Raw genomic sequence first — 11,942 nt, forward strand, 5'->3', positions numbered from 1 at the left:
GCTTGAGTGCGAAGCGCTCACAAAATGTTTGGGGCGGCTGCGCCACCCAGCGGGAGCAAGCTCCCTCGCCACACTGGCTCACTGAAAACCCAGGGGCGATGTGTTTAGCTCGGAAAATTCCTACGGTTATTTCCAAAAATAATCTGAACTAAACCCGTGAATCGCCACTCAGAGATTCTGAATGGCTGGTGAAGCCCTTCAATGCTCCTATGTTGTGTTAAGTGTTGGCAGATATCTGGACCCCGCCCTAGCGGTCCGGAACTTGGACCCCGAACTTCCCCCTCCCCATAAGAAGTCCGGGGTTTTTTTTGCCTGCGATTTGGCTTATTCGGCCTCTTCGCTGCCCTTGTCCGCCAATTCCATCCAGTCGGCCAGCACCGTGTAGGCTTCTTCCAGGCCCATGCGCTTGGGCGCCGAGAACAGTTGGATGGTGATCGCGTCGCCCCAACCCTTGCGAATTTCCGACTGCACTTTGAGCAAGGTATTTTTCGCCGCGCCGTAGGTGAGCTTGTCGGCCTTGGTCAGCAGGATGTGCATCGGCATGCCGCTGGCGACCGCCCAATCGAGCATCAACAGGTCGAAGTCGGTCATCGGATGGCGAATGTCCATCATCAGGATCAGGCCTTTCAAACTCTCGCGGCCGCCCAGGTACGCTTCCAGGTGGCGCTGCCAGTGTTGCTTGAGCGGGATCGGGACCTTGGCGTAGCCGTAGCCGGGCAGGTCGACCAAACGCCGTTCATCGTCTAGCTTGAAGAAGTTCAAGAGCTGCGTGCGACCCGGGGTTTTCGAGGTGCGTGCCAGGCTCGCATGGGTCAAGGTGTTCAGCGCGCTGGATTTGCCAGCGTTGGAACGCCCGGCAAAAGCCACTTCGAAGCCTTCGTCGTCTGGGCATTGATCGACTTTGGCGGCGCTGAGCATGAAGGTGGACTGTTGGCACAGGCCAAGAATGGGGTTCTTCAGTTGCATGGGATTTCCGATGTGGGCGGCGTCGGGAATGGACGCGGCAAGCTGTGTCGTTTCCGTTTCAGTGACGCCAGTATATAATGCCGCAGATTTTGTGTGCGCTTTGTCCCAGCGTAGGATGAAGCTCACGGGAGCGACCGACCGAAATTGCGCATTAGAACGCAGCTCGTTCCCAACCCTGAAAAGGTCGTTTTATGACGAAATGGCTGCTAGCTGCCGGTGTCTTGATGCCGCTTTACAGCGCTCAGGCTACACAGGATCCGGAAGCTGTGTACAACCGTGTTTGTGGTGCCTGTCATTCCGGCCAACTCCCCATGGCGCCCCGCAAGGGTGATCAGGAAGCTTGGACGCCGAGGTTGGCGAAAGGTATGGAGACGCTGGTGCAACACGTGACCCAGGGTTTCAAGGCGATGCCGCCGCGTGGTTTGTGCATGGACTGCAGTGCCGAGGATTACCGAGCCATCATCCAGTGGATGAGCGAGTAAACCCGGTCCATAACTCTTTAACCCTTAGCCGTAGTTGGATTAGCTGATGAACAAACTGATCGTGAGTCTGCTGTTGACCTTGGGGATATCCGGCGTAGCCCACGCCGCTGGCGATGCCGCTGCCGGTCAGGCGAAGGCCGCCGTATGCGGGGCCTGCCACGGCCCGGATGGCAATAGCATGGCGCCCAACTTTCCGAAACTGGCGGGCCAGGGCGAGCGTTACCTGAACAAGCAACTTCACGACATCAAGTCCGGCAAGCGCACGGTGCTGGAAATGACCGGCCTGCTGACCAACCTGAGCGATCAGGACCTGGCGGACATCGCGGCCTATTTCGCCAGCCAGAAGGGCAGCGTCGGCGCTGCCGATCCAAAACTCGTGGCTCGCGGTGAAGCGCTGTTCCGCGGCGGCAACCTCGACAAAGGCTTGCCAGCCTGCACCGGTTGCCACGCCCCGGATGGCAAAGGCAACGCCGCTGCCGGTTTCCCACACCTGGGCGGCCAGCATGCCCAGTACGTCGGCAAGCAACTGGCCGACTTCCGCAAAGAAGAAGGCGGCCGGACCAACGATGGCGACACCAAGCCCATGCAGAGCATCGCCAAAAAGTTGAGCGACGAAGATATCGCGGCAGTCTCCGCCTACATTCAGGGCTTGCACTAAGGCCGTTGGGGGGGGATACACCTCTTGCAACGTTAACGCTCGATTAATCTGTCGATGCGAGCATCAAAAGGGTGGCTTTGGCCGCCCTTTTTTGTGGCCGCTGCCGTTACACTAGAGAACTCGAACCCGCCAGGGTCTGTCTTAGAAACAGGTCTTGCGAGGCCCCCTCATTGTCCAGGAGTAAAGCATGCGTAATCTGATCATCAGCGCCGCGCTCGTCGCCGCCAGCCTGTTCGGCATGACTGCCCAAGCGGCTGAAAAGCCCGCCGCACCCTATGTCGAATTGACCAACCCCGTTGCGGTAGCAGCGCCTGGCAAGATCGAAGTCGTGGAGTTGTTCTGGTACGGCTGCCCGCATTGCTACGCGTTCGAACCGGTCATCAACCCATGGGTCGAGAAACTGCCGTCGGACGTTAACTTCGTTCGCATCCCCGCCATGTTCGGTGGCCCATGGGACGCTCACGGCCAGATGTTCCTGACCCTCGAAGCCATGGGCGTCGAGCACCAGGTCCACGCAGCCGTTTTCAACGCGATCCAGAAAGAACACAAGAAGCTGACCGACAAGCAAGACATGGCGGACTTCCTGGCGACCCAAGGCGTGGACAAGGACAAGTTCCTGGCCACCTTCGACTCCTTTGCCATCCAGGGCCAGATCAAGAAGGCCCGTGACCTGGCGAAGAAATACGAGATCACGGGCGTGCCGACCATGATCGTCAACGGTAAATATCGCTTTGACATCGGCTCTGCCGGCGGTGCTGAACAAGCGCTGCAACTGGCCGACCAACTGATCGCCAAAGAGCGAGCGGCCACCAAGGCTGTCGCCAACTAAGCGCGGCCCTCGCCCATGGCCCGCTGGAGTAGCGAACGCATCGTTGGCCTGCATGAACCACGGGTCAACGAGCACCATGTCACGTCCACGGGCCTGCCTGGCGACAGCCGCTTGCGGCTGCTCAGCTTCAATATCCAGGTGGGCATCAGCACCGAGCGCTACCGGCATTACCTGACCCGCGGCTGGCAACATTTGCTGCCGCACACCGGGCGTGCCGGCAACTTGCAGAAAATCGGCGACCTGCTCAAGGACTTCGACCTGGTAGCCCTGCAAGAGGCCGACGGCGGGAGCCTGCGGTCAGGCTACGTCAATCAGGTGGAACACCTGGCCCAATTGGGCGCCTTCCCCTACTGGTACCAGCAACTCAATCGCAATCTCGGACGTCTCGGCCAGCACAGCAATGGCGTGTTGAGTCGTTTACGTCCCTGGGCGATCGAGGACCATCCGCTGCCGGGCCCCAAGGGGCGTGGGGCGATTCTTGCGCGTTTTGGCGAAGGTCCGGAAGCGCTGGTCGTGGTCATGATGCACCTGGCGCTCGGGGCGCGTACCCGAACGATGCAGCTGGCGTACATTCGCGAGCTGATCGGCGGCTACAAGCACCAGATACTGATGGGCGACATGAACACCCACGCCACCGACCTGCTGCAGACCTCGCCCCTGCGCGATCTCGGTCTGCTCGCACCACAACTGGAAGCGACATTCCCCAGCTGGCGCCCCCAGCGCTGTCTGGACCATATCCTGTTGAGCCCGACCCTGACCCTCGAACGTGTCGAGGTGCTGGCCCAACCCATTTCCGATCACCTGCCGGTCGCGGTAGAAATTCGTTTGCCGGGTTCGCTCACGGCCGATGCATTCCCCGCGCTGAGTACTGCCCCTCGCGGATCCGATGAATGAGCGACGAAGCTGAACGCTGGAGAGAGAAATACTTAAAGAGCATCGAACAGCAGGAAAAGCTCGAGCGCCGTTGGGATGCTCGGCTCGACTTGCTGCGTCGTGGCCTGGTGCGCAGCACCCTGGCCGCCGAGGGCACTGATCGGGTCGTCGACCAATGCATGAAAGAGATGCGCGAGGTGGTGCGCGCCGATGACATGGACGCCGGCCTCGCCGCCCTGCTGCCGCGCCTGGAGAAAGCCGTACTCGATTCCGAGCAGCGCCGCGAAACCCGCATCGAGCAGATGAGCACTGCATTGACGGCCCTGGTGGCCCAGTTGCAAAGCCTGCCGCTGCCGAAGGAAGTCAGCCGGCCCCTGAAGAAATTTTCCAAGCAGTTGGAAGAGCGGGTCGGCCAGGCCCGGGAGATTCCGCTGCTGCTCAGCGAATTGAGCGGTTTGCAAGGCAAGGCACTGAGTGCCCTGGACGCCCCTGTCGAACCGAGCCGCCCCGGATTGCTGCAACGGCTGTTTGGTGGCCCAGGCCATGAAGAAGCGCAGCCCCAGCCTCACGAGCCTGCCCAGGCCAGCGTGGCGCCTCCGGCAGACACGGCCCTGCCAGTCGCCGTTGAACCGGCAGTTCACACAGCATCCGTCGCACCAGCACCAGCACCAGCACCAGCACCAGCACCAGCACCAGCACCAGCACCGGCAACCGTCCCGTCGGTAGCGGAGCAAGCACCCACGTTGGAGGCAACGCCCGAACCGGTCGATCAGGTTACCCCGCAGACCGAACCCGCGCCGACGCCCGCTCCGGCACCAGCAGCCGAAGTGGCTCAGCCGATCAGCGAGCCGGACGAAGCCGCCGAGCCAGCCCATTTGCCAGCGGTGGTCACCGACGAGCTCCCGGTAGCGGCACCCACCCTGAAAAATCCCGATGAGCTGATGCCCGAGGAGGCGCCACAGGCCCTCCCCGACCCCTCGGCGCCTCCAGCAGAAGCCGAGCCTGACGCGCCCGCGTCCTTGGCCGCCACCGATTTGGCTGACGCCCAATACGCCCTGCCCGACTCGCCGGAACCGTCCTACAGCTCGGTCGCCAAGCACATCGAAGACACTTTGCTGGGCCTGTTGGGCGACCTGACCTTACCCGAGCGTCATCGACCACAAGCCGAAGCCATGCGTGAGCGGTTGCGAAATGGCTTGAACTGGTACGAACTGCTGCCGATCCTCGATGATCTGGCGGTGCTGATGCTGGCCATCACCGACACCGGCCAGCATGAATTCGAAGCGTACCTGCAACGCCTCAATGATCGTCTCGAGTCCTTCCAGAGCAGCCTGCAGGCCGCTAGTGAAGACCACGCCGACAACCTGTCGGCCTCCCGGGAAATGGACACCCAGATTCGCGAACAGGTGGACGGCCTGCAAAGCAGTGTGCAACAAGCCGATGACTTGGAAGGCCTCAAGCAGGTGCTTGAGAATCACCTCGAAGGCTTGCTCGGGACGATGGACCAACACCGCCAGCAACGTGATCAACGCGAGCAGGAAGTCTCGGCGCGCCTGAAAAGCCTGGCCGATCGTGTCGCGCTGATGGAGCAGGACGCCCAGGTCGTGCGGGAAAATCTCGAGGAACAGCGACAGAAAGCGCTGGTCGATCCGCTCACCGGGTTGCCCAACCGCGCCGCCTGGTCCGAGCGTCTGGAGCATGAAGTCGTCCAGTGGCAGCAGCACGGCAACAGCTTGCTGCTGGCCATGCTTGATCTCGATCATTTCAAGCGCATCAATGACAACTATGGCCATCTGGCCGGTGACCGGGTGTTGAAACTGATCGCCTCGGTCCTGCGCAAACGCCTGCGTGGTGGCGATTTCATTGCGCGTTTTGGTGGCGAGGAGTTTGTCCTGCTGGTGCCGGATACCCCCCTGGCGGCTGGCGCCAAGCTGGCCGAGGCGCTGCGTCTGGCCATCGAAGCCTGCCCGTTTCATTTCAAGGGCGAACCGGTGACGGTGACGGTATCGGTGGGCATGACGGCTTTCAAGCCGGGCGAACACAGCGATTCGGTGCTTAAAAGAGCCGATCAGGCGCTCTACCGGGCCAAGAATGCCGGACGCAACCGCGTGGAGCTGGGCTGAGGGCTAATTGTTCCAATTTGTTTAATATCGTCCCACGCACCGGATCATCGCGGGGGCGATACGTTACACTGTTGCATTACTTCCAGCGCGTAATGCCTTCCGCCATGAAATTTTTCTCGCTCATTGTTTCTTTATTTATCCTGGCCGGCTGCACCAGCGGCCCTCGGTTCGACACCAGTCATCCCTCCGTCAACCATGACAACCGCATCCAATTCGTGGTGGTGCATTACACCTCGGCGTCCCTGGAGCGTTCACTGGCCCTGCTGACCCATGGCGAAGTCAGTGCCCATTACCTGATTGGCGACGATAAAGACGCGACCATCTACAAGCTGGTGGATGAAAGCCGGCGCGCCTGGCACGCCGGGGAAAGTGAATGGGAAGGCCGGACCTGGCTCAATTCCAGTTCCATCGGCATCGAAATCGTCAATCCAGGTTTCGTCGACACGCCCACCGGGCGCCTGTGGTATCCCTACAGCGAAGCTCAGGTCCAGGCCTTGACCGTCTTGCTCAAGGACATCATCCAGCGCAACGGGATCAGCCCGCGCAGCATCATCGGCCACAGCGACATCGCACCCCTGCGCAAGCTCGATCCGGGGCCGCTGTTCCCCTGGAAGCGTCTGGCGCAAGCGGGCCTGGGGGTGTGGCCGGATGAACAGGCCGTCGCACGCCAGCAGGTTTTCTTCGCAACGCAGCTACCGCCTGCCAGTTGGTTCCAGGCCGAGCTGGCCCGCCTGGGCTACCCGACGCCCCAGACCGGCGAATGGGACGTGGCCACCCACCACGTGCTGGCCGCGTTTCAGATGCACTACCGGCCGACCCGCTTCGATGGCATGCCGGACCCGCAAAGCGCGGCGATTCTGCAGGTGCTCAACCAGACAAAATAATGACGCCCGTCCGACGAATCGGGCCAAATCCAAATCAGAAGCTATAACTCATTGGTAACTTTCGGATTACCCATGATGACGGCTGCCCGCGAAACCTTACAGAGCTGGCTCCATCGCCCCCTGTTCCTGGCGATGATGGCGGCTGCCCTGAGTACCTTCCTACTGCTGACGGGCAGTCTGTTCGTGGTCGTGCAGCAGATCCAGCAGCGTGAAAGCGACCAGATGAATGCCCAGGGCGAGCGCTTCCTGCAACGGCTGGAACAGCTTTTCGGGCAATTGCGAGAGAGCCTCGACGACCTGCAAAACCAGCCGTTGCGCGGCTGCGACGATGACATGATCGCGACCTTGCGAGAGGTCAGCTTCAATTACCGTTTCGTTTATGAAGCGGTGTACATCGATGGCAGCGGCATCTGTTCCAATCGTCCGCGCCAAAGCGGGCTGTCGGTGGCCCGTCCGCCCGATCTTCGCGGCCCGACCTACAGCTATTGGCTCAATACCACCACCGAACCCAACGAAGACCGCGCTGCGTTGATGCTGGGTCGTGGCAATTTCCGAGTCGCCACCTCCCGAGGGCATTTGGCCGACGTGGTCGACCTGCCACCGGGCAGCAGCCTGCTGGTGGTCCTGGATCACGGCACGCGGGCCATTCCCGTGTTGGGCACCCAACAATACTGGCCGCCCACAGAGCCTTGGCCCCCGAAAAGCCAGAATGCCTTGCAGGTGACGCAGAGCCGGCTGATTTATCGGATGCCTACCGACAGCCCGGAATATCAACTGGTGCTGATCGCCCAGCGCAACGGTTTCAAGATCCCGGCCAATGCCTGGTGGATGCTGCCCATCAGCCTGGTGCTGGGCCTGGGGATTGGTTTCCAGGTGTTTCTGCTGGCGCGCCATCGCCAGTCCATGGATGCTGAGCTGCACGGGGCCATCCGGCGCGGTGAATTGCAGGTGCTGTACCAGCCGATTTTCGACCTGGACAGCCGCAACTGCGTCGGTGCCGAAGCCTTGCTGCGCTGGCGACGACCGGACGGGACCCTGACCAGCCCGGACTTGTTTATCCCGATGGCCGAGAACACCGGGCAGATCCGCCAGATCACCGATTTCGTGCTGCAGCGGCTGTTCGATCAATTGGGCCAGCTGTTGCGGGCCAATCCGCAGCTGTATATCTCGGTGAACCTGGCGGCCTGCGATGTGATGGTGCCGCGTATTGGCGAAGTGATCGCTCGCCTGCTGGCATTGCATCGGGTCTCGGCGCATCAGATCGCCTTCGAAGTGACCGAGCGCGGGCTGATCGACGTGTTGGTTGCCCGGGATAACCTGCAATCGCTGCGCGACGTTGGGCATCAGGTGCTGATCGACGATTTTGGCACGGGTTATTGCAGCCTGGCCTACCTGCAAACCCTGCCGGTGGACTGCCTGAAAATCGACAAGGCCTTCATCGACGCCTTGGGCCACGATGCCGCTAGCAGCGGCGTGGCCCCGCACATCATCCGCATGGCCCACGCGCTGCAGCTCAAGGTGATCGCCGAAGGCATCGAGCATGAAGCCCAGGCCTCTTATTTGAGCAGCGAAGGGGTGAGGTTCGGCCAGGGCTGGCTGTTTGCCCATGCCCTCAGCGCGGTGCAACTCATCGAATTGATCACCCGTGGCCGACGCCTGCGTGGGCGTCGCCTTGATGATGAAGCCTAGGTTGCCCCAGGTCGTGCGTTCAAACCGTCAGCGCCATGTAGAACTGCGTGCCCTGCCCCGGCCTTGAATAAACGCCCATGCGGCCGCCGTGGAGCTGGACGATCTCCTTGCACAGGGCCAGACCGAGGCCGGCGCCACCCTTCTTGCGTCCGACCTGGACGAAAGGCTCGAAGATCCTTCCCTGTTGGCCGTAGGCAATGCCTTCGCCGTTGTCTTCGACACTGATGATCACCCGCTCGCCGTGGCGTCGGGCCTGCAAGCGGATCTGGCCGTCTTCGCCGGTGTGGCGCATGGCGTTGTCGATCAGGTTGTCGAGCACGCGTTCCAGTTGCGCAGCGTCGGCATGCAGCCGCGGCAATGGGCCCTGGATCGCCACGAGCAGCTCGATACCCTTGGCTTGGGCCTGTTCGGCGAACCGCAGCCGGGCCTCTTCCAACAGGTCGTCGATGGAACAAGGCGCCAGGGTCAGCTTTTGCAGGCCGTTCTGGTAGCGAGAGAAATTCAGCAGGTCGTTGATCAGTTGCATCAGCCGCTGCATTTCTTCCGTGACGGTGTTGAGCAGGTCCGCCTCGCGCGACTCCGGTGGGAAGTGCAGGCGCTCCTGCAACAGGCCGAATGCCATGTGCATGCCCGTCACCGGAGTGCGCAGCTCATGGGAGGCTCGCAGGACGAACTCGCTGCGCACCCGTTCGAAGGCGCGCTGTTCGGTGACGTCATGCAGCACCATGACCGCGCCGAGGATGTGGCCCTGGGTGTGGCTGACCGGCGTGAGGCTGTAGGTCAGCACCCGCGACTCGCCATCGACCTCGATGGTCAGGTCTTCCGGCGCCCGCTCCAGGGTTCCACCGCGCAGTACCAGGTGCAATTCTTCATCCAGTTCCAGGCGTCCCAGCGCCTCGCCGAGCCCTTGGCCCAGGCGCGCCTCATCCCAGCCCAATTGACGCTGGGCCACCGGGTTGAGGTGCTCCAGCTGGCCTTGGCGATCGATCATCAGCAAGCCGTCGTCGATACTGTCGAGCACCGCTTGCAAACGCTGCTGGCCGGCGAGCAGTTCATCGACATTGGTGGCCTGATGTTCGCGCAGTGCCTGGGCCATGACGCCGAAACGACGGGTCAGCAAATTCAACTCGGCGGCGGAAGAAACGGGCAGCGTGACCTCGAAATTGCCCTGGCCGATGTCATCCGCCGCCGCGGCCAGCGCCTCGATCGGTGCGCCGAAACGCCGGGCAAGGCCATGGGCCGTGATAAAACCGATGACCAGGACCGCAAACCCCACCAGCCCCAGCAGCCCGGAAATCCACAAGGCGCGTTCGCGCGCGCGGTCCTGGGTTTCACCGATCTTGGTCAGGGCCTGGCGATAACCTTCGATCAGTCCATTGCGCAGCACGTTGAATTTTTCGGTGAGGTCCTTGATGCCCGTGAGCTGTCTCGGTTGCTGGCGAGACGCGGTGAAGGCCTCGATAAATTCAACGTAGTCGGCCTTGGCCCTGCTGAAGCTGGCGGCCGTGTTGTCCAGCTTTCTTTCGTGGGCGATCCCTTGGTCGATCAACGCCAGGTATTGCCGCTCGGATGCCTCCAGAGCGGCCAGGTCGGGGTTGTCGTCGAGCATGATGATCAACTGATCGCCGAGGGTCTGGCGCAGCTTGAGACCCAGGTCCAACAGGATGAAGTTGTCGCGTACCGATTGTTCCTGGGTATTGGCCATTTGCATGACGCTGACCAAGCCAAGCACCAATCCCAGCAATGCCACGGTGATCAGGGCCGAGATACTGAGAAACAGCCGTGTGCGCAGCTTCATCGCCAGTTTCATAAGGTGTCGCTCACAGGTTGTACTGCTTGCGTTTGCGATACAGCGTGGAGGCATCGATACCCAGGGTCTTGGCCGCCTGATCGAGGGTGTCAGCCGTGGCCAGCACCGCCCCGATGTGGGCTTTTTCCAACTCGTCGAGGCTCAGGGCGGCACCGATGCGCGGTGCATTGTTGACTGGCTGCTCGGCCATGCCCAGGTGACTGATTTCGACTTTTTCCTGCGGGCAGATGATGCTGGCGCGCTCGACCACGTTGCGCAGTTCGCGGATGTTGCCGGGCCATCGGTAACCTAGCAGCGCTTCGCGAGCCTCGTCGCTGAAGCCCCGGGCCGGGCGCGCGTATTCCTTGACGAAGCGGGCCAGGAAGCGGTCGGCCAGGGTCAGGATGTCTTCGGCGCGCTCACGCAACGGTGGCAGATGCAAGGTGATGACGTTCAGGCGATACAGCAGGTCTTCGCGAAAGCGCCCGTCGCGCACCATGTCCTCGAGGTTGAGGTTGGTGGCGGCGAGAATCCGCACGTCGGCGCGGCGGGTGACCGGGTCCCCTACCCGCTCATATTCCTTGTCCTGAATGAACCGCAACAACTTGGGCTGCAACGTCAGGGGAAAATCGCCGATCTCGTCGAGAAACAGCGTGCCGCCGTCGGCCTGGTTGACCCGTCCCAGGGTACTTTCGCTGGCGCCGGTGAAGGCCCCACGGCTGTGGCCGAACAATTCGCTTTCCATCAATTCGGCGGTCAGCGACGGGCAATTGATGGTGACGCAGGATTTTTTCGCGCGCTTGCTCCAGCCATGGATCGCCCGGGCCAGCTCACCTTTACCGGTACCGGATTCGCCGAGGATCAGGATGTTGGCGTCGGTGCTGGCGACCTGGCGGGCGGTCTCCAGAACGACTTTCATCGCCGGGCTGTGGGAATCGAGGCCGTCCTTGGGTTTGCGCACTTCCCCTTCCAGGGCTTCGAGCCTTGCCGACAGCTGGCGCACTTCCAACTGCTTGGCGGTGGCCAGGCGCAGTTGATCCGGGCTGCAAGGCTTGACCAGGTAGTCGGCGGCCCCGGCCTGGATCGCATCGACTGCGGTGTCGACGGCCGAGTGGGCGGTGACGATGACAACCCGCATCCAGGGCGCTTGGATACGCATTTGTGCCAAGACATCCAGGCCGTTGTCCTCCCCCAGGCGCAGGTCGAGAAAACACAGGTCGAACACCTGGCGTTGCAGCAGTGTGTCGGCCTGGGCGGCGCTGTTGGCGGTGGCGACGGTATAGCCTTCGTCTTCCAGACAGTAACGGAACGTACGCAGGATGGCGGACTCATCGTCTACCAGCAGAATGCGGCCTTGGTGCTCAGTGGCGGATTCCATTTTCCTACGCTCCTTAATGAATGATGTTGGTTAGTGTCAGAAAAATCGGGCAAGTTGCATGGTCGATTCTGAGGGGATATTACCCATCGAACCTGCCTCTGTAGACGTCTGACTCCTAAAAGACTGATTTGAGTTCCTTTTTTTATGATTCTTACCGTGCGGACGGTTCGCATCGCTGATTCCGACGGCTGCGTCCGACAGGAAATTCCAAAACAACCTTACGCCTTTTCCCTTCCATTCGTGCAATACGCACGACGTGCGCGTGGGCCAT

Annotated in this window: 10 protein-coding genes; 7 read left to right on the forward strand and 3 right to left on the reverse strand. The window is 61.5% G+C overall.

Translation table 11 applies throughout. The annotated features are described in order from the left end of the window. Nucleotides 1–324: 324 nt before the first annotated feature. Complete coding sequence (gene yihA / locus IB266_RS16640; protein ID WP_192261818.1) at nucleotides 325–966, reverse strand: ribosome biogenesis GTP-binding protein YihA/YsxC; 642 nt, start codon at nucleotides 964–966, stop codon at nucleotides 325–327. Between the two features lie 191 nt (nucleotides 967–1,157). Here yihA and IB266_RS16645 point away from each other — a divergent pair, with 191 nt between their 5' ends. From IB266_RS16645 to IB266_RS16675, 7 genes are all read left to right on the forward strand, one after another. Beyond that, nucleotides 1,158–1,448 (forward strand): c-type cytochrome, encoded by a 291-nt coding sequence (locus tag IB266_RS16645; protein WP_003196231.1) that lies wholly within the window; start codon nucleotides 1,158–1,160, stop codon nucleotides 1,446–1,448. A 46-nt stretch (nucleotides 1,449–1,494) separates the two neighbouring features. Continuing rightward, nucleotides 1,495–2,106, forward strand: a complete 612-nt coding sequence (locus IB266_RS16650; RefSeq protein WP_192261819.1) for a c-type cytochrome — start codon at nucleotides 1,495–1,497, stop codon at nucleotides 2,104–2,106. 187 nt (nucleotides 2,107–2,293) lie between these two features. Beyond that, nucleotides 2,294–2,935, forward strand: coding sequence for a thiol:disulfide interchange protein DsbA/DsbL (locus tag IB266_RS16655; protein ID WP_060739879.1), 642 nt, complete (start codon nucleotides 2,294–2,296; stop codon nucleotides 2,933–2,935). A 15-nt stretch (nucleotides 2,936–2,950) separates the two neighbouring features. Continuing rightward, nucleotides 2,951–3,829 (forward strand): endonuclease/exonuclease/phosphatase family protein, encoded by an 879-nt coding sequence (locus IB266_RS16660; RefSeq protein WP_192261820.1) that lies wholly within the window; start codon nucleotides 2,951–2,953, stop codon nucleotides 3,827–3,829. After that, the gene (locus tag IB266_RS16665) at nucleotides 3,826–5,931 is read left to right on the forward strand and encodes a GGDEF domain-containing protein (RefSeq protein ID WP_192261821.1); all 2,106 of its coding nucleotides are present in this window, start codon (nucleotides 3,826–3,828) and stop codon (nucleotides 5,929–5,931) included. The genes IB266_RS16660 and IB266_RS16665 overlap by 4 nt, the downstream gene beginning before the upstream one ends. Before the next feature lie 104 nt (nucleotides 5,932–6,035). After that, nucleotides 6,036–6,815, forward strand: coding sequence for an N-acetylmuramoyl-L-alanine amidase (locus IB266_RS16670; RefSeq protein ID WP_092167853.1), 780 nt, complete (start codon nucleotides 6,036–6,038; stop codon nucleotides 6,813–6,815). Between the two features lie 75 nt (nucleotides 6,816–6,890). Continuing rightward, nucleotides 6,891–8,504, forward strand: coding sequence for an EAL domain-containing protein (locus IB266_RS16675; protein ID WP_192261864.1), 1,614 nt, complete (start codon nucleotides 6,891–6,893; stop codon nucleotides 8,502–8,504). A 19-nt stretch (nucleotides 8,505–8,523) separates the two neighbouring features. On the opposite strand, the gene IB266_RS16680 is transcribed toward IB266_RS16675, so the two are convergent. Together IB266_RS16680 and algB are read right to left on the reverse strand one after the other, a co-directional pair. Next, nucleotides 8,524–10,314, reverse strand: a complete 1,791-nt coding sequence (locus tag IB266_RS16680) for an ATP-binding protein (protein ID WP_192261822.1) — start codon at nucleotides 10,312–10,314, stop codon at nucleotides 8,524–8,526. 10 nt (nucleotides 10,315–10,324) lie between these two features. Then, nucleotides 10,325–11,671, reverse strand: coding sequence for a sigma-54-dependent response regulator transcription factor AlgB (algB, locus tag IB266_RS16685; protein WP_053126909.1), 1,347 nt, complete (start codon nucleotides 11,669–11,671; stop codon nucleotides 10,325–10,327). Nucleotides 11,672–11,942 lie beyond the last annotated feature (271 nt).

Source organism: Pseudomonas sp. Pdm06 (assembly GCF_014851795.1).
Classification (GTDB): domain Bacteria; phylum Pseudomonadota; class Gammaproteobacteria; order Pseudomonadales; family Pseudomonadaceae; genus Aquipseudomonas; species Aquipseudomonas fluorescens_AA.

What these genes read in the sequence shown, in the direction of transcription:
- IB266_RS16645 (WP_003196231.1), top strand. Translation starts at nt 1,158, where the DNA reads ATGACGAAATGGCTGCTAGCTGCCGGTGTCTTGATGCCGCTTTACAGC.
- yihA (WP_192261818.1), bottom strand. Translation starts at nt 966, where the DNA reads ATGCAACTGAAGAACCCCATTCTTGGCCTGTGCCAACAGTCCACCTTC.
- algB (WP_053126909.1), bottom strand. Translation starts at nt 11,671, where the DNA reads ATGGAATCCGCCACTGAGCACCAAGGCCGCATTCTGCTGGTAGACGAT.
- IB266_RS16680 (WP_192261822.1), bottom strand. Translation starts at nt 10,314, where the DNA reads ATGAAACTGGCGATGAAGCTGCGCACACGGCTGTTTCTCAGTATCTCG.
- IB266_RS16655 (WP_060739879.1), top strand. Translation starts at nt 2,294, where the DNA reads ATGCGTAATCTGATCATCAGCGCCGCGCTCGTCGCCGCCAGCCTGTTC.
- IB266_RS16670 (WP_092167853.1), top strand. Translation starts at nt 6,036, where the DNA reads ATGAAATTTTTCTCGCTCATTGTTTCTTTATTTATCCTGGCCGGCTGC.
- IB266_RS16660 (WP_192261820.1), top strand. Translation starts at nt 2,951, where the DNA reads ATGGCCCGCTGGAGTAGCGAACGCATCGTTGGCCTGCATGAACCACGG.
- IB266_RS16650 (WP_192261819.1), top strand. Translation starts at nt 1,495, where the DNA reads ATGAACAAACTGATCGTGAGTCTGCTGTTGACCTTGGGGATATCCGGC.
- IB266_RS16675 (WP_192261864.1), top strand. Translation starts at nt 6,891, where the DNA reads ATGACGGCTGCCCGCGAAACCTTACAGAGCTGGCTCCATCGCCCCCTG.
- IB266_RS16665 (WP_192261821.1), top strand. Translation starts at nt 3,826, where the DNA reads ATGAGCGACGAAGCTGAACGCTGGAGAGAGAAATACTTAAAGAGCATC.